Origin of the sequence: Saccharospirillum alexandrii (assembly GCF_004000275.1) — a bacterium.
GTDB lineage: Bacteria > Pseudomonadota > Gammaproteobacteria > Pseudomonadales > Natronospirillaceae > Saccharospirillum > Saccharospirillum alexandrii.
The window spans coordinates 256,683-276,103 of sequence record NZ_RCIP01000005.1 but is presented as its reverse complement, the minus strand read 5'-3'; the positions used below and the strand labels follow the sequence as shown (position 1 = coordinate 276,103).

The following is a 19,421-nucleotide window of genomic DNA, read 5'->3' as shown; positions in this document are numbered from 1 at the left end:
GCCTACCCGACCGCCGTCCCTAGTCTTCGGTGCCACCTCATAATCCCACTGTTTTACCTACTTAGCCTTATTGCTTGGCTGCCACTTTAATAGAACGGAAATGGTTGTATTTGAAGTGTCACCTTAGCGAGTGCCAGCGACTGGGTAGACCTGTGTGGGGAAGTCCGCAACATGGATGTTGCGGCCTAGGCTCCACGGATGGATTTACGCCGACCCCACACAGGTCTACCCAGTTGCTGGAACGGATTCCTGGCAACCAGACAACCAACCCTCAAGTCCCATGGAAGTCCCACATTTCTGGCAGGAAGGTGGTTTGCATTTCGTGGATCAGCCATTTGCGAAAAGCGGCCACTTTGGGGCGCTTCAGGTAGCGTTCCGGGGCGACCAGGTAGTAGGAAAAGGCCATGGGGAGCTCAAAAGGGAAAACCTTGATCAGCCGGCCACTGATGATATGGCTTTGCACCAGCGACTTGCGCGCCAGGCCGACGAAGCCGCCGGCCAGGGTGATGTCGATCAGCATACGCGAATCTTCGATGGTCATGGCCACGTTGAACCCCTCCCAGAAATAACCCTGTTGCCGCACCCAGCGGCCCCAGGGTTCCGGCTCATAATCCAAGTCTTCGACCAGATCGACCGTGCGCAGCCAGTCCAGGGTGGCGCCTTCCGGCGGCACCATGTCAGGCACACAAACCGCCATTAGGGTGTCGTGCATCAGCCATTCAGACACCAGGCCCGGGTAACGGCCGCTGCCAAAACGCAAGGCAACATCGGTTTCGCCGTCGAAGGTATCGACGTGGTGGGTCGGGTTCAGCACCACCCGGTATTCGGGTTGTCGCTGGCGAAAGCTGCCCAGGCGGGGCGCCAGCCAGGCAGACGCAAAAGAGGGAATGACCGAGACTTTCAACCGGTCCGGGTTCGGGTCGGCGCGCAACCGGGAGACGCCCGTGTTCAGGCTGGCAAAGGCCTCCTGCACATAGGGTAACAACGCGTGGCCTTCGGGCGTCAGCCGGACTTCCCGGTTCAGGCGTTCGAACAGTTTAACGCCCAGATGTTCTTCCAACGTTCGAATTTGATGGCTCACAGCGGCCTGGGTGACAAACAGATCTTCCGCAGCAAGTTTAAAACTGAGGTGTTCAGCGGCCAGGGCAAAGCATCGCAAGGTGTTTAACGGAGGTAAACGAGCAAGTTGGGAGTCGGACATGGGGAAGCACCGAATGTTTCAGTTAACTTCAGCTTACTTGAAATGCAATTTATATCAATTGTGGCTTATCTGAAACTGCCGGACAATGCACTCATCATCCCACTGCCTGAACAGGAGGCGAATCATGACTCAATATACGCTCAACACCCCTTTGGCCTGCTGTGAAATCAGCTCACCCGCTCCGTTTGCCAAGCGTTTGCTGGCGCAATTCAAGCGCACTGCCATGCGTTACAAGACGCGTCAGAGCCTCGCTAGCCTGCCAGACTACCGCCTGCGTGACCTTGGGCTGACCCGTGATCAGGTCGTACGTGAGATCATCAAGCCGATCTGGCGTTAAGCAACACCCAGTCTTTATCAGCCCCGCCAACGGCGGGGCCTTCAAAAAGCCCGCGCCTTACTCAGCCGCGGGCTTTTTGCGTTTCATCGGCTTATAACCGCCATCGCGGTCTTCGGTCGGGGCGCTCGGCCGGCTTGGGCGCGGGCCAGACTTCGCCGGCTTTTTGGCCTTGGCCTTGTCTTTGCCCTTCGGCTTTTTCGGTTTCTTTTTGCCATAGGCCTTGCCCGAGGCCCGTACCTTAGCCGGCCCCTGGTAGGTGCTGGTGAGGCCCGGCATGGTGGTCTTGCCGAACCCGGCGCCGAGGTATTTGTGGATGCGGGCCATCAGGTCCCACTCGTTCGGGCCGATCAGGCTGACCGCCCTGCCCGGCTGACCGGCACGCCCGGTGCGGCCAACGCGGTGCAGGTACTCATCGCCCTTGCGCGCCAGATCGAAATTCACCACCAGTTCAACACTGGGCAGATCGAGCCCTCGAGCCGCGACGTCGGTGGTGACCAGCACCTTGTATTTGCCGCTGCGCATGCCGCTGACCACGGCGTTACGCTCTTCCTGGGTCAGGTTGCCGTGCAGAATGCCGCAGCGACGGGTGCCACTGAGCAACAACGAATGCAGCCGTTCGGCTTTGACGATGGTGTTGGTGAAAATAATGACCTGCTGGCTGGGGTTTTCATCGAGCAGGGCAAAGATCAGTTTTTCCTTGAAGCGATCGTCATGCGCCAGCATGTACTGCTGGCGAATGTTGTCGGGCACCGAGCGCGAAGCGTGCAGCGAAATCGTTTCCGGCTGGTGCAGCAGCTTTTTGGCCATGGCCAGCACACCGCCATGCTCCAGCGTGGCTGAAAACAGCAACGTCTGACGCGTCGGCGAGCAATGTTCGGTAATGGCGATAACATCATCCCGGAAGCCCATGTCGAGCATGCGGTCGGCTTCATCAAAAACCAGGAATTCGATGTCAGACAGTTCCAGGCTGCGCCGTTCCAGATGTTCTTTCAATCGGCCCGGTGTGGCGATCAGAATGTCGGGCGTTTTGCGCAGTTCCGCAGCCTGCTCCTGAAACGAGGCGCCGCCGGTGATGCTCAGGCTGGTCACGTTGATGGCACTGCCGAGCTGGCGGCACACCTGTTGAATCTGACGGGCCAGCTCTCGCGTCGGTGCCAGTATCAGCGCCCGAATGCCGGTATTGGGCGACGAACGACGATTGAACATCGACACCATAGGCAAGACAAAGGCCACGGTCTTGCCGCTGCCGGTCTGGGCGCTGACCATCAGGTCTTTGCCGTCCAGAATGCGCGGTATTACCGCTTCCTGCACGTCGGTGGCTTCGAGAATGCCGTGCTTGGTTAACGCAGCGGAAAGCGGTGGAACGATGTCTAATTCATCAAACACTGAATGGTTACCTTCTTGATCGGACAGGTTAGGAGCCACGGATTGGCGGCGAGTATAGCAGACCCGCACCCGCAAACGACTCCCCAACCGTGCATACCGCCACACTGACTGTCAGGTAAAAGTTCCGTCAGATCGATTACCCGCTATCGGTTTATCGGTAGATTATGGACAAGTAATACCACAGCGAGCGCTGTGCCAACGAACAGCAACCCAGAGGACACACAATGAACACACGTGGCTTGATCGACCAGTTGCTTCAATCCGGTGGCAATCTGATGCAAAACCCCTCTGTCAGCCAGGCTAAAAACGTGGCGACTGACAAGGCTTCCCAGTTGTCCGGCCTGCTTGGGGGCAACGCCGGCGGCCTACTGTCTGGGGCTGGTGGTGGCCTGCTTGCCGGTGGTGCACTCGGGTTACTACTTGGCAACAAGAAACTGCGCAAAACCGGTGGCAAAGTGGCGGGCAACCTCGCCATGTACGGCGGCCTGGCGGCACTCGGTGCGGTGGCCTACAAGGCCTACAGCAATTATCAGCAAAACCAGGCCAGCGCCCCCCAGGGCGAACCGCAAACGGTCGACCGCCTGCCCGATGCCCAGGCGGAACAGCACAGCAATGCCATTCTGCGCGCCGTGATCGGGGCCGCCAAGGCCGACGGCCACATCGACGATAAAGAACGCGCTCTGATCGACGGTGAATTTGAGAAACTGAGTGACGATGCCGAGATGACCCGGTGGCTGAACCAGGAACTGCAAAAACCACTCGACCCTGCCGACGTGGCCCGGGCCGCCACAACACCGGAAATGGGCGCCGAAATGTACCTGGCAAGCTTGCTGGTGATTGATGACCAAAACTACATGGAAAAGGCGTATCTCGGTGAGCTGGCGCGGCAGTTAAAACTGGACCCGGCACTCGTTCAGGAGCTGGATAACCAGGTTAGCGGCATGGCGTGACGGTCGGCGTCACGCCGACAGCCACCCCACCACACCCCGTATCAACATGCTGGCCCCTGTGGCCAGCAGCACCATCAGCACCACTCGGGCAAACACCTGCGGCGACATCCGGTCTCGCAGACGCTGGCCAATGAGCATGCCGAGCACGGCAGGCACAAACAACAGCACCGACATCAGGCCGTCGTACCGGGTAACCAGCCCCTGGCTGCCAAGGCCAACCGCCAGCACGATGGTGCCGGTAAACAACACAAAGCTCGCGGCAAAAATAAACTCGGTTTTGTGCAAACCAGCGGCAATTAACACCTGCAGCGAAGGGAATCCGAAAAACGACGTCAGCCCGCCAAACAGACCGCTGAAAAAACCGCTGATGATGTACAGCATCGTCTTTCTCTCAGGCGAGACTTTCAGGGGTTTCGACAACTGCGCCGCGATGGAAATGATCATCACCCCGCCGAGCACCATCGACAGCACATGGGTGTTCAGGGCCGACAGCAGCTGCACCGTCATCGCCATCGTCGTCAACAACACACCCACCAATAACCAGATCTGACCCAACACCCGCCACTGATTGCGCGTCTGCGTCAGCTGCACAATATTGGTGGCAAAGCCGGAGGCCAGCACCCAGCCCATGGCCTGAGTAATGGGCACATTAAACAGAATGGTCGATGCCGGTATGGCAATAAAGGGCATGCCGAAACCCGAAATACCCTTAACCATGCCCGACGCCATAAAAATCAGCGCCAGCCAGGGCAACAGCGACAACAGGGTTTCAAAGGTCATTCAGTATTGGCTCTGTGATTGGAAGAGGAGCGTCAAGATTAACGACTGAACGATGGATTGCCAGCAACGCGAGCAATACAGTGCGTTTCACCTGCCCAATGCGTTGTCTGCAATCATTGGCCAGTACTGCCTTGTTTATCGCATTTGTTCAAAAACATCATCGGCCAATGCCATCGATGCCGTCAGCCCCGGGGATTCGATACCAAACAGGTTCATCAGGCCCGGGTGTGCGAGCGAAGTGCTCAGCACAAAGTCATCCGCCAGGGTTCCAGCTATTCGAACTTTGGGACGCACACCCGCATAAGACGGCACCAGTTTGCCCGGATCAATACCCGGCAAATAGGTTTGAACGGCGCGGGCAAAGTCAGCCGCGCGGGCCGGGTCGACTTCATAGTCCGGCTCGTCATTGTCGAGGAAGGTGACGTCGGGTCCGAAGCGGGGCTGGCCGTTCAGATCGAGCGTGAGATGAATACCGAGTCCACCCGGCTCAGGCGTTGGGTAAAGCAGGTGCGACACGGGCAACTGGCCGCTGTAGCCGAAATAACAGCCTTTGGCGTAGGCGGCGGTTGGCAGGTCCGGCAGCGCCGGCGCCACCGAGCGCGCGACAGCCAGAGCCCCCAGGCCCGCCGCATTGATGACCCTGGTTGCCTCTATTTGCGAACGCTCACCGTCGCTGTCGACCACCGATACGTGCCAGTAATCGCCCTGCTTCATCACTCGCTCAACCCGGTGATGGCAAACCACATCGCCCCCATGAGCTTCAATATCGGCCTGAAACGCCAGCATCAGTGTGTGGGAATCGATAATGCCGGTGTTCGGCGACCAGAGTGCCCGGCGACAGGCAACCTCGGGTTCCAACCTGGCCACCTGGGGCTGCGACAGGTCTTCCAGCGACACGCCGTTGGCCGCCGCCGTCGTCTGCAGTTTGGCCAGCGCAGCTTCACCCGGTTCGTCCGTCGCCAGAATCAGCTTGCCGAGCAAGCGATGCGGTATCTGGCGCTCCTGGCAATAGGCGACCAGTTGCTCACGCCCCTGCACACACAGCCGGGCCTTGAGCGACCCCGGGCGATAGTAAATACCCGCGTGCAACACTTCAGAATTGCGCGAACTGGTTTCCTGGCCTGGCGTGGGGTGTTGTTCCAGCACCATGACTGACTGACCGGCAATCGCAAAGCGGCGGGCTATGGCCAGGCCAACAACACCGGCGCCAATAACAATGACATCCATGAGGTTTCAACAATCTACAGTAACAATGAATGCCTGAAGTTTACCCGATTCGGCCCCGACCGGCACATCAGGCCCAGGGTACAACCGACTTGGTGAGTGCGACCAACACCATATAGCCAAACACCAGCAGCGCCAGTACCGCGAATAACGCCCTGCCCCACGGCGTTCTGGAACGCTTTATCGCCCAGGCGCCCAGCACGATGTACAACACCAGGGCGATCAGCTTCACCGTTAACCACGGCAGTTCCGTTGGCCAGAGGCCAAGCCGGACCAGCATCCAGATGCCCAGTGTCAGTAACAGGGTGTCAACAAGGTGCGGCAGGGTTCGCGCCCAGCGTTGCTGCAACCAGGCAGCACCCAGTACCGAAGCGACGGCCCGCACAACAAAGAATAGACCGCTGATCACTACAAAGGTGACGTGGAGGTCGCGAATGAATCCGTAGGCCATGCTGCCCTCTGTTGATCGGTTGCTCTAATGACAGTGTACCTCAGTCATAATAAGATGTATTCTATATGCTTCTTTAAAGGAAATCATTATGCCCAGCCCGTTACCTGCCGCCTGGCTCAGCTACGCTTTCCGGCCCTTTTTTCTGGCCAGCGCCCTGTACGCCATCGTCGCCATACTGGCCTGGGTTGCCTACCTGTTTGGCGGCTGGTCGATACCCTTGGGCTGGTCACCGCTGCACTGGCACAGCCATGAAATGCTTTACGGCTGGGTAGCAGCCGCCATAGCCGGTTTTCTGCTGACCGCCATGACCAATTGGACTGGCGCACGACCGCTGGCGGGTGGAAAGTTGCTGGCCTTGCTGCTGCTATGGGTGGCTGGCCGACTGATGTTTCTGACCGCCAGCGTTTGGCCAGTCTGGCTGGTCGCCCTGGTAGACCTCTCGTTTCTGGCGACACTGGCAGCCTATGTGGCGGTGGTACTGGTTAACCACAAGAACTACCGAAACCTGATGCTGGTTGGCGTGCTGACCGTGTTGCTGGCGGGCAACGGCCTGATGCACCTGGGCTTTATCACAGGCTCAAGCCATTGGCTAAACAGCGGTGAGCAACTGGGTCTCAGTCTGGTCACCCTGTTAATGGCCATCATTGCAGGGCGCATCGTACCGGCCTTTACTGGGAATTGGCTGCGTCTGAACGGCAGTAACAGCCTGATTCGTCGCCCGGTATGGCTGGACCGGGCAGCACTGCTGAGCATCGCGTTGTTGATCCCGCTGGATCTGTTGTCTGTCAGCAGCAGTGTCACCGGGCCACTGGCGGTGTTTGCCGGACTAACCAACGGGCTGCGTCTGGCGCTCTGGCAAGGCGTGCGCACCTGGCGCGAACCCCTGCTCTGGGTGCTGCATCTGGCTTACGCCTGGCTGGCCCTATCGCTCGTATTCCGTGGCTTGAGTGATCTGTCGCTGCTGAGTGCCACTCATTTCTGGCAACACAGCCTGGGGCTGGGCGCCATGGCTACGCTGATTCTCGGCGTGATGACCCGGGTAGCCCTGGGCCACACCGGCCGGCCGCTGAAACTGCCCCGGCATGCCATCTGGAGCTACTGGCTGATTACCCTGGCGACCTTGCTGCGCCTGGCGGCATCGGCACAATGGCTCGACTATCGCTGGGCCGTAAACTTTTCTGCCCTGGCCTGGATACTCGCCTTTGGTGTCTTTCTCGCCTGCTACACGACGATTCTGATCACGCCCCGCCCCGACGCGTCCCGGCTATAACAGGCCGGGCTGCCCGCCCGCCAACTAAAACTCGTCTTGACATTATTAAAGATACATCCATAATACCTCTTATAAAGATTCAATTTATATAGATCTTTATAAGAGCCGTTTCACGCTGGACTCTGCCACTCTACAGGAGACAATTATGGACGCTCATCAAAGACTGGAACTGGCCCACACCCTTATGCTACTGGCTTTTCTGGGGTTCCTGGTTGCCACCCTGAATGCCTACGTCTGGGATTTTAACCAGAGCCTCGGGGTGCAAATATTGTCGCATGTGCTGATGCTGGTCTTTCCTGCGGCATTTAAGCTTTCTTATGTACTGCGCCTGCACTCTCTAAAAAGCATGGGGCTGGAAGCGCACTGACGTTCAGTTAGCTGGCTGTTGAAATTCTTTGAATTTCAACAGCCAGCTAGACAATGCGCAGTATCCGGGTCAGGTCGACCTGGTTTCTGGGTTGGATCAGGTCGGCCAGAGTGTATTGATCAAGCGTCGCCAGAAACGCCGTGCGTGCCTCGTTCAGTATGTTTTTCAAATTACAGACCGGCGCTATGGAGCATTCGTTGGCCGCAGAAAAACACTCGACCAGGTTCATGTCGGATTCCGTCTCGCGGAACACCACCCCAATGTTGATGTTCGCCGGGTCCTGCCCCAGCCGCAGCCCCCCGTTTTTGCCCCGCACCGCACTCACATATCCCAGCTGATTTAACTGGTTCACCACCTTCATCAGGTGGCTCTTGGAAATGCCGTAACTGTCGGCAATGGCCTGAATCGTCGTCAGGCGCTCCGGGTCGGAAGAGAGGTAAATCAACACGCGCAGGGCGTAATCGGAGTAACGGGTGATGTGCATGACAGGTCTCTTATCAGGCTCTTTAAGCCGCCCATTATAACATGAATTGTAAATGGTGCTTTAAAAGACCCAAAAACTAACGGTTGAATTGACAGCGCCCGCCCATCGACTATACCTGTGTCAGGAGAACGCTCCCGCCAGGCTCTCCAGCTAAAAATCCACGGAGCCACCATCATGAGTAAAGAAAAGAACAAAGGTCACAAGGAAAAGAAAAAACCCAAAATGAACAAAGACAACAAGGTGATCAACAAGCCCAACACCGTTGGCAATGCCATCGAGCAGGACCATCACAAACACGATCACTGATACCCCCTCAACTGACAGGTCACGCCTGCCTTGCGTGGCCTGCCCGACCCCCATTCAAACTACTCGTAAATCAACCCTGACGAACGCAATACCATTACACCTGCGGCGGTTAAACGGCTAGGCTGGGATCACATGTCAAAAACAGTGAACAGGAGCCTGGCAATGACACACCCCTGGTGGAAAACGTCTGTGGTCTATCAGATATACCCACGCAGCTTTATGGACAGCAACGGCGATGGCATGGGCGATCTGAACGGCATCATCAGCAAACTGGATTACCTGGCCCTGCTCGGCATTGATGTGATCTGGCTGTCGCCGGTGTTCAAATCACCGATGGACGACAACGGCTACGACATTTCCGACTACGACGACATCGCCCCCGAATTCGGCACCCTGGCCGATATGGACCGGCTGATAGCCGAGGCCCGTTTGCGCGATATCAAGATCATTATGGATCTGGTGGTCAACCACAGCTCGGACGAGCACCCCTGGTTCGAATCGGCCCGTCAGTCTAAAGACAGCCCCTACCGCGATTACTACATCTGGCGCGAAGCACAGCCGGACGGCTCGCTGCCGAACGATATTCGCAGCTACTTCGGTGGCCCGGCCTGGACTTTCAACCCGGCCACCAACGACTATTATTTTCACCAGTTCTCGACCAAACAACCGGACCTGAACTGGGACAACCCGGCCGTTCCCGACGCCGTGCACGCAATGATGAACCGCTGGCTCGACCGCGGCATTGCCGGCTTTCGCATGGATGTTATCGACCTGATCGGCAAAGACGTCGACAACAAAGTGCTCGCCAACGGCCCCACCCTGCACAGCCACCTGCAGGCAATGCACCAGGCCACACTGAAAGGTCGGGATGCGCTCACCGTGGGCGAAACCTGGAGTGTCACCCCCGAAACCGCCCAGCTGTATTCGGCTCCGGAACGCGAAGAGCTATCGATGGTGTTCCAGTTTGAGCACATCGAACTGACCTTCGACCCGGTGCATGGCAAATGGCGCCCGCGGGAGTTTGATCTGGTTGCGCTCAAACACGTGTTCGCCAAATGGCAGACCGAACTGGATGGCCAGGGCTGGAACTCCCTGTTCTGGAACAACCACGACCTGCCCCGCGCAGTCTCCAAATACGGCGATGATGGCGAGTATCGGGAGGCCTCGGCCAAGGCGCTGGCCACTGTGCTGCATGGCATGCAAGGCACGCCCTATGTCTACCAGGGTGAAGAGATAGGCATGACCAACGTGGCGTTCAAGGTGATAGAGGATTACCAGGACATTGAGACCCGTAATCTTTTTGCGGAACGGCTGGAACAGGGTGATGCGCCCGATGCACTGATGGCCGCTATTCACAAAAACAGCCGCGACAACGCCCGCACACCCATGCAGTGGGATGCCAGCGACAACGCCGGCTTCAGCTCCGCCAAGCCCTGGCTGAAAGTGAACCCGAATTACCCCGAGATCAACGTTGAGGCCAGCCTGGAAGACCAGAACTCCATCTTCCATCACTATCAGCGGTTGATTCAGTTGCGTAAAACCAACCCCACCCTGATAGACGGCCAGTTTAAACTGTTGCTGGCAGACCACCCTCAGGTATTCGCCTACCTGCGCAAGACCGATTCTGAAACATTATTGGTGGTGGGTAACCTTTCAACCGAACACTTGACCGTGCCACTGTCAGACAACCTGCTGTCCGATTCAGCGCAGGTTCTCGTTTGCAGCGGCACATCAAGAACCGGGCTGAGCCAAAGGGTCGAACTGGCCCCTTACGATGCTTTTATTATGTCGCTGGGTTAACGACGGCGGACTGGCCGAGCGCGTCTTCCAGCTTGGCCATCGCTTTCAATAAAGCACCGCGTTCAGCGCCGGACAAGGCCGAAAGCAACGAGGCTTCCCAGGCCTGAGCTTCGGGCAATAACTGATTGAGCAGAGCGCACCCGGCTTCGGTTAGCCGCAGGTGGTGGGCGCGCTGATCCTGCTGGTCCGGGCTGCGGCTGATCAGTTGCCTATCCACGAGAACCTGCACGGCACGCGACACCCGGGCTTTATCCATGCGGGTTGCATCCCGAATCTGCTTGGCAGTGAGCACCTCACACTGGTTCAGCCAGGCCAGCACGCGCCACTGCGCAATGGTCAGTGAATACGACGACTCGTAGAGGTGCGCCAGCTGCTCACTCACCTGGTCGGCCAGCCGGTTCAGCCGGTAGGGCAAAAACTGGTTTAGATCGAAGGTCGTATCAGGGGCTTGATCAGGCATACAGCAGGTTCCGGCGACGGCAGTGGGCAAATGGTCACACATGAAACCGGCCGAGTACAGCCGCCACAAGGCTCTGTTGGTTCAACTCACAGAATTTTCACCGGCGACTGGCATCCTCACTTCATCGACACGGCCGATCAATGAGGAGACCGCCATGACACTGCATTGCGCATCAAACAGAACCCTGCACCGGCTCTCGGCTAGCGTTCACTGCCTGGACAATGGCAAATCGCCCCGCACTGGAAAACCATCACGTCAGCAACACTCAGAAGAAGCGCTGCTGCGTCGTATTAAGTGCCACCTGATGACCGAACTGGATTATCAGGATCAAACTCACCTGAAAATCTATGTGTCACTGGCCATGCCAACCAGCCTGCAAGCACTGACCAGCGACATTACCTTTCATGTCGATGATCAACGTCACACCTTGCGGGTAACCGACCTGGGGGGTCACAACCTGCCAGAAGAAAACAACTGGCAGGCGATGGTATATCTGGGTACCGCAGCCAGCGGCATCGTCGCTGCGTCGGTCAGTTTGGGGTGTTCTTAACATCAGGGGGTTTCGTAGCTACACGGATGTTAGTAACTACAGAGTTGTTAGTAACTTCAGAGATGTTAGTAACTACAGGCCTGCCCGCGAACAATATGCAGTTAATGCACTTAATACTCTTTAAGCGCACAACCTTTTACCGATAATCCTGCCTCTTTACTCTCAAGCCAGCCTTCTTTAATCGAAGGCTGCGATTCTTGGAAACACCGCTTCCTTACTATAAAAACAATGGGATAAACCCTAATGCTTCGAACTTTATTTCGTTTGCTGCCGAATCAGGCTGCCAGGCTGTCGTGCCTGACATTGCTATGCATTGGCCTGAGCGCTCATGCCGAGTCACCGGACGACCTGCATTTCATCATACCGGGTGGCGAAGGCGGTGGCTGGGATCTTACCGCCCGCACGGTCGGCCAGACACTGCAGGAAGCAGGCATCGTCAGCCGGGTGAGTTACAACAATCTATCGGGCAACAGCGGTGGCATTGCGATGTCGAGGCTGGTCAATGGTCCCAATGAGCATCCCAACACACTGATGGTGAATTCAACCCCCATCATCGTTCGTTCCCTGTCGCATATATTTGATCATACCTATCAGGACCTAACGCCGGTGGTATCCCTTATCGGTGATTACGGCGCCCTGGTCGTCGCCAACGATTCGGACCATCAAACCTTCGACGATCTCGTGACCGCTTTCAAAGCCGATCCCTTCCATGTGAAGTTCGGTGGCGGCTCGGCTCGCGGAGATCTGGACAACATTGTGGTCGCATCCATTTTGCGCGAAGCGGTGGGTAAAAAAGCCCGGTATTTGCACTACCAGGCTTACGACGGTGGCGGTGATGCCATGGCTGGCCTGCTCAGTGGTGAGGTTGATAGCCTGGTCACCGGGTTTGGCGAAGCCATTCAATGGCAACGCAATAACCAGGTACGCATTCTCGGCATCACCGCACCCGAGCGCAGCCCGGCCGACACCCAGGTACCGACATTCAAGGAGCAGGGCTACGACGTTAACTTCGTCAACTGGCGCGGTTTCTTTGCGCCCCCAAATCTGCCCGACCGCCAAACCAACCAGTACATCGAGCTGTTTCGACAACTGAACCAGAGCAATGAGTGGCGCCAGGCCATGTCCGCGCGCGGCTGGGTTTCAACCTTTCATACAGGGCGGGACTTCGAACAATTTCTGGCCCGGCAGGAACGGGAACTGCTCGACGTCATGCGGGACCTGAACATCTATTACCTCGGCTATTAGCAGGCTGTTGAAATTCGTAGAATTTCGGCACCCTGCTACCGGAACATGGATGTTCCGGCAAAATCGATGACATTAAGTCATGGATTTTGGGAGAGAAGCGGAAATCGCAATTTTCGCTTCTCATATGTTTAAAAAGGCAGGATGCCTTTTTAAACAACCTATTAGTGCACAAAGGTACCACCATGCAAACAATAACCACCTGGCTCACCAACCTGAGCCTGAAATGGAAGATGACAGCAGGCTTCGGTGTGGTTATTGGGCTGGTGATTCTGCTGTCACTGTTCGCGGTGAACGGGTTCAGACAGGTGGTCGACACCTTTCATCAGAAAGAAAACGTCAGCCGAATGAACGTGCAGGCGCTGCAGGCACAAATCGCACAGCGACACTTTGAAACCACCGGTGCCGAAGCCCGGCTGGAACAGGCGGGCGCCTTGCTCGCAGACATCAGTACCACGGCGAGTGGCACCAACGCATTCGATCAGCAACCCCTTTTGCTTTCGCTGTTAAACGAGTACCAGGCTTCACTGGCGCAGTTTGGCACCAGCCACCGCCAACAACAAACCGCGTTAAACACCATCGAGCAGGCGAGCCATACTGCAACGGCCAGCATGCAGCAACTGACCGCAGCCGTTGAGAATGAACTGGCCTCGCGGATCAGCCTGTACAGCGATGCGGAACTCACCTCCCTGTTCGAGCAATATCAGGGGGCCATAGCGCTCGATCAGGCTTTGCGACAGAACCACATTCAATGGCTAAACGCTTTAGGGGCACAGAGCGCAGGCGCGGAAACCACCGACTTCATGTCGGGTATCGGCACGCTGCAGTCTTTGGCTGAATCACTCGATGCCAACATGACCATCGGCCAGGCACTGGCCCCATTGCAGGCGGTGAATAACGACCTGGCTGTCTTCGGCGACAGCTTGCAATCGGTCGCGGCCGCCACCGAACAGCAACAACGGGTCAGGGCCGAAACACAGAATCACGATGCAGCGCTGCAACAGATGCTGTCGGCCTGGGAACGCCAGATGAACGACACCATGGCCAACGCAGACACTCGCTTTCTATCAGGCGTATCTATTCTGGGACTGATTATTTTACTTGTTGCAACGCTGGTCGCCGTGGTGACCATTGGCTCTGTCATACGCCCTATCCGCGCACTGATGGCCTTTATGACAGCGCTGGGCGAAGGCAATTTAACCAAACGTGTCGACATTCAGCGCAACGATGAAATTGGCCTGCTGTTTCACGCCAGCCAGAAAACGTCCGACAACCTCAGGGCGCTGGTCGGTCAGCTCTCCAGTGGCATCGATCAACTGAGCGAAAACAGCGCTTTAATGGCAGACCATGCCCAGCGCAGTCACAAGGGGCTCACCGAACAAAAGACGGAGACCGATCAGGTCGCCACGGCCACACAAGAGATGTCGGTATCCATTCATGAGGTTGCCGCACACGCCACGAGCGCGGCAGAAGCCGTCGGCGCCTGCGACCAGCAAACCACGCTGGGCAGCCAGCGCATCGATCAGACCATCGTACTAAGCAGCCAACTGGCCCAGACCGTGACCCAGGCCCGAAGCCAGATCCAAACCGTTAAGGAAGAGTGCGACCAGATTGATGCCATCATCGATCTGATCGCCGATGTCGCCCAGCAAACGAATCTGCTGGCATTGAACGCTGCCATCGAATCGGCCCGGGCCGGAGAAGCGGGCCGGGGGTTCTCGGTCGTGGCCGATGAAGTACGCAGCCTCTCGCTCAGAACTCAGGATGCCACCGAAAAAGTGTATCGTCTGGTTAAACAGCTACAGACCAAAGCATCTGAAGCTCTGCTGCAAATGAACGAGAATGCGACCTTGTCGGAGGCGTGTCAGACGGAAGCAACGCAAGCGCAGGCTGCGTTCAATCAGGTCCGCGAGGCCGTTGGCGTGATCCGCAATATGAACCATCAGATTGCCAGCGCCGTTGCCGAGCAATCGGTAGTGGCCGAAGACATCAGCCAGCGACTCGTTCACATACAGGAAGCATCCGACGAAGCGCTCAACGCCAGTGAACAATCACTGGCGTCAGCCGAGCGGTTAAACACCCTCGGCTCCGGCCTGCACGAAGGCGCGCACCGCTTCGTGTTTCGTTAGTGCGGAGCAACGAGGTTTCACTGCTCGTAGGGAACAAAATCCCGGCCACCAATATGCGTGACCAACAGTTGAATATTCAACTCCAACGACGCAAAGGACGATGAATAGACAAAGGTTCTCGGCAAGGTAATGTATTGGTTGTTGCGACAGGCATGCAACACCTCACACCAGCCAGGCAACACGCCTGCCATGCGCTCGCGAGCATCATCCGGTACATCGCCAGCAGAGATGCGATAGGTATCGAAGATAAAATCCCCATCAAAGTCGGTCAGTGCTTCAGCGCTGAATTCTGCTTCACCCTCGATGCCCTGCACGATGTTCGGCTGCCTGAACCCGATGTCCTCTATGACCTGCCCTAGCGAGCCGTATGACTCGGAGACGGACAATTTACCATCCCAGGCCTGCAGCACCGTTACCTGAATCTCGGAGGCGTTTGGGATGATTGTTCTCGCTTCGGCCAGTCGCGCCTGGTAGCGCGACAGTCGCTTGTTGTACTCAGCCATCACGCCTGCCGCATCGGCAAGATCGTGAATGAAATCCAGAACGGGCTGGTCGGTATCAATCACCACCGTAGGCGCGACTTTGCGCATTTGCTCCACGGTTTCGGCATCGTGGTAGGCAAAGGCAACAATCAGATCCGGATTCAAAGCGACAATTTTTTCCATGTCGAGTTCGCCATAGGTGCCCACAAACTCGATCGGGCTGTTGTCGAAGTCCACCCCCAGAAGGTCTTTTACGCCGCGCAGGTAAATACTGCCATCGTCACGCACCCGGCCACTGCTGCCAACCAGAGGCGCACCCAGTTCAATCAGGGGCATGGCCAAAACATGGTCGTTCAAGGCCACAATGCGTTGTGGCACTTCCGGTATCTGTACCGGGCCATTGTGATCGACAAAGGTCCTCGTCCCGGCGAAAGCCGAGGTGGCCTGCATGAGTACAAGGGTGCAGCCGATAACAACCTTCAACGCCGCCGCTATAGTTCGTTCCATTGTGCCTGTCCTGTCGTGATGGTCATGGACGCGAACTATATTGATAATCACTATTATTTACAACAATCAAGCCTACGGAGCCGGCACCTGCAAGGCATTGATCAGGGTTTCCAGATTATGCCGCATCATGGCTTCGTAGGTGGCAGCCGGGCCAGAAGGCTCGGACAAGGCATCTGAATACAGGGTGCCGCCGAACGTTACCTTGGCATCCCGTTCGATCTGGCGTATCAGGTTATCGCTGGCGACGTTTTCGAGAAACACGGCCGAAATATTGTTCATCCGCACCTGCAGGATCAATTCTCCCAACCGCCGGGCTGATGCTTCAGATTCGGTGCTGAGCCCCTGGGGTGATTCGATGTGCAACCCGTATTCGTGTTCAAGATACCCATAGGCGTCGTGAGGCGTAATGATGCGGCGTCTGGATTCAGGGATACGGGCCATAGCGTCGGTTGCCCAGTCGTGCAGGTGGTGCAATCGCTCTCTGTAGCGGTCGCCTCGTTGCCGATAATAGCGGGCGTTTTCAGGGTCCATATCCGCCAGCGTATCAGTGATGACCGACACATAGGTCATGGCATGCGGCAGGCTGTGCCAGGCATGGGGGTCGAACTCGCCGTGATTGTGGTGGTGTTCGTCTTCGTGTTTATGCTCACCCGTATGATTTTCCCCGTTATGCTCCTCGTGGTGTTCTTCGTCTTGGTGGGCTTGTTCGTGATCATCACCCCCAAATTCCAGAGGTTCAATGTGCTCGCCGAGCACCAGCTGCTCGCCTTTGAAGTCGGCTGTGTCCATCAGCCGTGGCATCCACCCCTCGAACGACAGACCATTTAGCACGACCAAGTCAGCGCGGCTTATGGCCACAGCGTCTTGCGGGCTGGGTTCGTAGACGTGTGAGTCACCGTTCGGGCCCACCAGAATATCCAGAGTTACCCGGTCTCCGGCGATCTCATCAACCATATCGCCCAGCACGCTGAAAGAAGCCACCACCCGCAACTGCCCAGCCTGACTGACACTGGTCGTCAACGACAAAAAAATCGCCACCCCAATCCAACGCAATACCCTCATTTCCGTAACTCCTTTGATTGTTTTGTCTGAACAGCGCGGAACCAGAGGGCCCGCACCAACCCCTGTCGACGCCCCAACAAGACCGACAACAGATACGCGATACCCAACCCCAGAATGACAGTTGGACTGGTCGGCCAGTCGGCGTAAAACGAGCCAAGCAGCCCCGCCACCGAGGCCAGTCCGGCCAGCGCAACGGCCATCACCAGAAGCGAATCGAGGCGCTGACACCAGTAGCTGGCAATGGTGCCTGGCAGAATCATTAACCCAACGGCCATCAACGTGCCCATGGCATGCAAACCCGCCACCAGATTGAGTACGATCAGCACCACAAAGGCACCGTGCGTCACCCACCCCCAACTGCCCTGGTTGCTGAGACTGCCGGGGTCGACACTGTCGAACACCAAAGGGCGAAACAGCATTAACAACACCCAAATTGTGGCCGTGGCAGTTGCGCCCACCCACACCAAAGCAGCGTCACCAAGCCCCAGCGCCGCTCCGAAGAGAACATGCATCAAATCCACCGACCCGCCTCTGACCGAGATCAGAAACACCCCCAGCGCCAGCGCAATCAGATACCAGGCCGCAAGGTTGCGATCCTCCGGAACGGTTGACCAGCGGCTCGACAACCCGGAAGCCAAAGCCACCAGACAACCGGCCAGCAATCCGCCCAATGCCATCGCGGTGACCGACAGACCAGCGACCAGATAGCCGATGGCAACTCCGGGTAACACGGCATGAGACAGGGCGTCTCCCATCAGGCTGATTCGACGCAGCACCATAAAGACCCCCACCGGCGCTGCGCTCAGGCTTATGATCAAAGACCCAGCGAGCGCGCGCCGCATGAAATCGAATTCCACGAAGGGATAAAGCAAATCGGTCATGCCCGGGAACTCTGGGGCCGGGCCGGACTGCCCGTTTGGTGCAGATCAGCCGAGTGCAACCGGCCGTCGCACAGATGCCAGTGGGTATCAAAGGCCCGTCGGGCCAGGGCCATGTCATGCAAAACGCATAAGACTGAGCACCCGGCCTGCGCGGCTGTTTGAAGTTCTTTCAGAATCAGACTCTGGCTCATTTCGTCGATGTTGTTGAACGGTTCGTCCAACACCAGACAATCAAACCGTTGCACCAACAAACGGGCCAGCCGGGTTCGTTGCCATTGCCCGCCCGACAGTTCATTAAGCGGCGCTTCACACCGGTTGAGCAGGCCCAGACGGCCTAACAAATCATTCGTGCTGCTGTGATCGGAACGGGAGAAAGCCGCCAGTGGGCCTCTTTTCCCCCAGAATCCAGACAACACCCACTCATAGACCGACACGGGGAATTGCCGGTCTTCCCTACCCTGTTGCGGGAGGTAGCCAATTTGGCGCCGGTCAGGTCCTGTGCACCGGCCACCCAGCGGCGAAAGCAATCCGACCAGGGTTTTCACCAGGGTGGATTTGCCGCTGCCATTATCACCGGTGAGTGCAACGCGCTCCCCTGCACCGATCGACGCAGCGCCGACCGTCAATAACGGGTGCTCGTAACCAACCCGCAGTCCCTTCAAGTGAATACCGCTCATCCCGATACCACGCTAAAAACCAGCGCCCATATCGCGCCTGTGAGTGTCACAGCCAATAGCAGACGAAACCAACCGGGTGACGTAAGCAGGCTGGGCACAGACCTCAATGGTTGTCTCACGCCTTGGTTCATATCAATCGGCCAGATCCAGGGTGAGCACCCAGCGTCCAGCGACAGGCGTCACCGCCGGTGAGCGGTGCACCAGACCGGCGTGTTCATTACCAACCCAACCGCTGCCTTTCAGTAACGCCACATCACCGGCGTTCAACCGTTGAATGTTGCGCGGCTCGAACAACAGGCCGGAATGCTCATCCGGCAACCCACCGTTCCCACGACCCAGGCGGCTCCGATCAAGGTTGTCTTCGGTAAGCCACTCAGTACCGGGCCCTACCAGGGTGTGAACCAAACGAACGGGAATGTTGTCTACATGGAACCGGGGGCACATGGCGCTGGTCAGGTACCGCAACCGAACCCCAACTCGCTCCTGTTCAAACAGGCTGGCAAACAGGTCGATGCATTCGGCTAACCAGGCAACAAGAGTGCGCCGCGCCGGATGCTCCTGGAAACAATCGCGCATTTGATTGGTGCAATGGCGGGCGGACAACACGGTGGTTATTTTTGGCGGCAGCGTTGAACTGGCAAGACGGTGCAGGTAATTCATGGTGTCGGGGTCCAGGGCGGGCGCCTGCCAGCACACCAGATTGATGTCGTCCCGATAGATATCTGTCAAGACCATCAAATCTCGGCTTTCCACGGCGCGAGACACCGGATGCGTGGGTATGGGGGTAGCGGACAACATGCCGGGGCTCCTGATCTCTAAGCTGCCAATATAAATGTGATGTTACATCATAACATTTAAGAGCAACACCCCTTCTA

21 protein-coding genes are annotated in these 19,421 nt (G+C 57.2%); 9 read left to right on the top strand and 12 right to left on the bottom strand.

The features are described 5' to 3' along the window. Nucleotides 1-271 precede the first annotated feature (271 nt). Nucleotides 272-1,201: a LysR substrate-binding domain-containing protein gene (locus tag EP166_RS18905; protein ID WP_127559993.1), complete on the bottom strand. Its 930-nt coding sequence runs from the start codon at nt 1,199-1,201 to the stop codon at nt 272-274. A gap of 124 nt (nt 1,202-1,325) precedes the next feature. On the opposite strand from EP166_RS18905, the gene EP166_RS18900 reads away from it, so the two are divergent. Beyond that, the gene (locus EP166_RS18900) at nt 1,326-1,538 is read left to right on the top strand and encodes a DUF1127 domain-containing protein (RefSeq protein WP_127559991.1); all 213 of its coding nucleotides are present in this window, start codon (nt 1,326-1,328) and stop codon (nt 1,536-1,538) included. A gap of 57 nt (nt 1,539-1,595) precedes the next feature. Here EP166_RS18900 and EP166_RS18895 read toward each other — a convergent pair whose 3' ends face one another. Next, nucleotides 1,596-2,924: a DEAD/DEAH box helicase gene (locus tag EP166_RS18895; protein WP_164744014.1), complete on the bottom strand. Its 1,329-nt coding sequence runs from the start codon at nt 2,922-2,924 to the stop codon at nt 1,596-1,598. A gap of 224 nt (nt 2,925-3,148) precedes the next feature. On the opposite strand from EP166_RS18895, the gene EP166_RS18890 reads away from it, so the two are divergent. Beyond that, complete coding sequence (locus EP166_RS18890) at nt 3,149-3,874, top strand: tellurite resistance TerB family protein (RefSeq protein WP_127559987.1); 726 nt, start codon at nt 3,149-3,151, stop codon at nt 3,872-3,874. Between the two features lie 9 nt (nt 3,875-3,883). Here the strand turns inward: EP166_RS18890 and EP166_RS18885 are convergent, their stop codons facing one another. The 3 genes from EP166_RS18885 to EP166_RS18875 form a co-directional block, all read right to left on the bottom strand. Further along, a complete protein-coding gene (locus EP166_RS18885) occupies nt 3,884-4,654 on the bottom strand; it encodes a sulfite exporter TauE/SafE family protein (RefSeq protein WP_127559985.1) in 771 nt (256 codons plus the stop codon). A gap of 135 nt (nt 4,655-4,789) precedes the next feature. Next, complete coding sequence (locus EP166_RS18880) at nt 4,790-5,881, bottom strand: NAD(P)/FAD-dependent oxidoreductase (protein ID WP_127559983.1); 1,092 nt, start codon at nt 5,879-5,881, stop codon at nt 4,790-4,792. A 67-nt stretch (nt 5,882-5,948) separates the two neighbouring features. Next, nucleotides 5,949-6,329 carry a SirB2 family protein gene (locus EP166_RS18875; protein WP_127559981.1) on the bottom strand — a complete coding sequence of 127 codons (381 nt, stop codon included), beginning with the start codon at nt 6,327-6,329 and terminating at the stop codon, nt 5,949-5,951. An 88-nt stretch (nt 6,330-6,417) separates the two neighbouring features. Between EP166_RS18875 and EP166_RS18870 the strand changes: the two genes are divergently transcribed. Both EP166_RS18870 and EP166_RS18865 read left to right on the top strand, forming a co-directional pair. Continuing rightward, nucleotides 6,418-7,599: an NnrS family protein gene (locus EP166_RS18870; protein WP_127559980.1), complete on the top strand. Its 1,182-nt coding sequence runs from the start codon at nt 6,418-6,420 to the stop codon at nt 7,597-7,599. Between the two features lie 145 nt (nt 7,600-7,744). Then, nucleotides 7,745-7,966 (top strand): hypothetical protein, encoded by a 222-nt coding sequence (locus EP166_RS18865; RefSeq protein WP_127559978.1) that lies wholly within the window; start codon nt 7,745-7,747, stop codon nt 7,964-7,966. A gap of 46 nt (nt 7,967-8,012) precedes the next feature. Here the strand turns inward: EP166_RS18865 and EP166_RS18860 are convergent, their stop codons facing one another. Next, nucleotides 8,013-8,450 (bottom strand): Rrf2 family transcriptional regulator, encoded by a 438-nt coding sequence (locus tag EP166_RS18860; protein WP_127559976.1) that lies wholly within the window; start codon nt 8,448-8,450, stop codon nt 8,013-8,015. A 174-nt stretch (nt 8,451-8,624) separates the two neighbouring features. Between EP166_RS18860 and EP166_RS21675 the strand changes: the two genes are divergently transcribed. Together EP166_RS21675 and EP166_RS18855 are read left to right on the top strand one after the other, a co-directional pair. Beyond that, a complete protein-coding gene (locus EP166_RS21675; protein ID WP_281276816.1) occupies nt 8,625-8,756 on the top strand; it encodes a hypothetical protein in 132 nt (43 codons plus the stop codon). A gap of 162 nt (nt 8,757-8,918) precedes the next feature. Continuing rightward, nucleotides 8,919-10,556, top strand: a complete 1,638-nt coding sequence (locus EP166_RS18855; protein ID WP_127559974.1) for a glycoside hydrolase family 13 protein — start codon at nt 8,919-8,921, stop codon at nt 10,554-10,556. Here EP166_RS18855 and EP166_RS18850 read toward each other — a convergent pair. Continuing rightward, nucleotides 10,540-11,016 (bottom strand): MarR family winged helix-turn-helix transcriptional regulator, encoded by a 477-nt coding sequence (locus EP166_RS18850; RefSeq protein WP_127559972.1) that lies wholly within the window; start codon nt 11,014-11,016, stop codon nt 10,540-10,542. The genes EP166_RS18855 and EP166_RS18850 overlap by 17 nt on opposite strands. A gap of 154 nt (nt 11,017-11,170) precedes the next feature. Here EP166_RS18850 and EP166_RS18845 point away from each other — a divergent pair, with 154 nt between their 5' ends. The 3 genes from EP166_RS18845 (at nt 11,171) to EP166_RS18835 (ending at nt 14,937) form a co-directional block, all read left to right on the top strand. Continuing rightward, entirely contained in the window at nt 11,171-11,566 is a 396-nt protein-coding gene (locus tag EP166_RS18845; RefSeq protein ID WP_127559970.1) for a hypothetical protein, read from the top strand. Between the two features lie 243 nt (nt 11,567-11,809). Next, nucleotides 11,810-12,811 (top strand): tripartite tricarboxylate transporter substrate binding protein, encoded by a 1,002-nt coding sequence (locus EP166_RS18840; RefSeq protein WP_127559968.1) that lies wholly within the window; start codon nt 11,810-11,812, stop codon nt 12,809-12,811. A gap of 182 nt (nt 12,812-12,993) precedes the next feature. Next, the gene (locus EP166_RS18835) at nt 12,994-14,937 is read left to right on the top strand and encodes a methyl-accepting chemotaxis protein (protein WP_127559967.1); all 1,944 of its coding nucleotides are present in this window, start codon (nt 12,994-12,996) and stop codon (nt 14,935-14,937) included. A gap of 17 nt (nt 14,938-14,954) precedes the next feature. Here the strand turns inward: EP166_RS18835 and EP166_RS18830 are convergent, their stop codons facing one another. The 5 genes from EP166_RS18830 to EP166_RS18810 form a co-directional block, all read right to left on the bottom strand. Continuing rightward, on the bottom strand, nt 14,955-15,926 hold the full coding sequence (locus EP166_RS18830) for an ABC transporter substrate-binding protein (protein WP_127559965.1): 972 nt from the start codon (nt 15,924-15,926) through the stop codon (nt 14,955-14,957). A 72-nt stretch (nt 15,927-15,998) separates the two neighbouring features. Beyond that, nucleotides 15,999-16,988 (bottom strand): metal ABC transporter solute-binding protein, Zn/Mn family, encoded by a 990-nt coding sequence (locus EP166_RS18825; RefSeq protein WP_127559963.1) that lies wholly within the window; start codon nt 16,986-16,988, stop codon nt 15,999-16,001. Then, on the bottom strand, nt 16,985-17,869 hold the full coding sequence (locus tag EP166_RS18820) for a metal ABC transporter permease (RefSeq protein ID WP_127559961.1): 885 nt from the start codon (nt 17,867-17,869) through the stop codon (nt 16,985-16,987). Before EP166_RS18820 ends, EP166_RS18825 begins: the two co-directional genes overlap by 4 nt. Further along, on the bottom strand, nt 17,866-18,546 hold the full coding sequence (locus EP166_RS18815; protein ID WP_127559959.1) for a metal ABC transporter ATP-binding protein: 681 nt from the start codon (nt 18,544-18,546) through the stop codon (nt 17,866-17,868). The genes EP166_RS18820 and EP166_RS18815 overlap by 4 nt, the downstream gene beginning before the upstream one ends. A 132-nt stretch (nt 18,547-18,678) precedes the next feature. After that, entirely contained in the window at nt 18,679-19,344 is a 666-nt protein-coding gene (locus EP166_RS18810) for a DUF1826 domain-containing protein (protein ID WP_127559957.1), read from the bottom strand. Nucleotides 19,345-19,421 lie beyond the last annotated feature (77 nt).

Coding starts and splice junctions, on each gene's coding strand:
- EP166_RS18905 (WP_127559993.1), bottom strand. CDS start 1,201: ATGTCCGACTCCCAACTTGCTCGTTTACCTCCGTTAAACACCTTGCGA.
- EP166_RS18900 (WP_127559991.1), top strand. CDS start 1,326: ATGACTCAATATACGCTCAACACCCCTTTGGCCTGCTGTGAAATCAGC.
- EP166_RS18890 (WP_127559987.1), top strand. CDS start 3,149: ATGAACACACGTGGCTTGATCGACCAGTTGCTTCAATCCGGTGGCAAT.
- EP166_RS18885 (WP_127559985.1), bottom strand. CDS start 4,654: ATGACCTTTGAAACCCTGTTGTCGCTGTTGCCCTGGCTGGCGCTGATT.
- EP166_RS18880 (WP_127559983.1), bottom strand. CDS start 5,881: ATGGATGTCATTGTTATTGGCGCCGGTGTTGTTGGCCTGGCCATAGCC.
- EP166_RS18875 (WP_127559981.1), bottom strand. CDS start 6,329: ATGGCCTACGGATTCATTCGCGACCTCCACGTCACCTTTGTAGTGATC.
- EP166_RS18870 (WP_127559980.1), top strand. CDS start 6,418: ATGCCCAGCCCGTTACCTGCCGCCTGGCTCAGCTACGCTTTCCGGCCC.
- EP166_RS18865 (WP_127559978.1), top strand. CDS start 7,745: ATGGACGCTCATCAAAGACTGGAACTGGCCCACACCCTTATGCTACTG.
- EP166_RS18860 (WP_127559976.1), bottom strand. CDS start 8,450: ATGCACATCACCCGTTACTCCGATTACGCCCTGCGCGTGTTGATTTAC.
- EP166_RS21675 (WP_281276816.1), top strand. CDS start 8,625: ATGAGTAAAGAAAAGAACAAAGGTCACAAGGAAAAGAAAAAACCCAAA.
- EP166_RS18855 (WP_127559974.1), top strand. CDS start 8,919: ATGACACACCCCTGGTGGAAAACGTCTGTGGTCTATCAGATATACCCA.
- EP166_RS18850 (WP_127559972.1), bottom strand. CDS start 11,016: ATGCCTGATCAAGCCCCTGATACGACCTTCGATCTAAACCAGTTTTTG.
- EP166_RS18845 (WP_127559970.1), top strand. CDS start 11,171: ATGACACTGCATTGCGCATCAAACAGAACCCTGCACCGGCTCTCGGCT.
- EP166_RS18840 (WP_127559968.1), top strand. CDS start 11,810: ATGCTTCGAACTTTATTTCGTTTGCTGCCGAATCAGGCTGCCAGGCTG.
- EP166_RS18835 (WP_127559967.1), top strand. CDS start 12,994: ATGCAAACAATAACCACCTGGCTCACCAACCTGAGCCTGAAATGGAAG.
- EP166_RS18830 (WP_127559965.1), bottom strand. CDS start 15,926: ATGGAACGAACTATAGCGGCGGCGTTGAAGGTTGTTATCGGCTGCACC.
- EP166_RS18825 (WP_127559963.1), bottom strand. CDS start 16,988: ATGAGGGTATTGCGTTGGATTGGGGTGGCGATTTTTTTGTCGTTGACG.
- EP166_RS18820 (WP_127559961.1), bottom strand. CDS start 17,869: ATGACCGATTTGCTTTATCCCTTCGTGGAATTCGATTTCATGCGGCGC.
- EP166_RS18815 (WP_127559959.1), bottom strand. CDS start 18,546: ATGAGCGGTATTCACTTGAAGGGACTGCGGGTTGGTTACGAGCACCCG.
- EP166_RS18810 (WP_127559957.1), bottom strand. CDS start 19,344: ATGTTGTCCGCTACCCCCATACCCACGCATCCGGTGTCTCGCGCCGTG.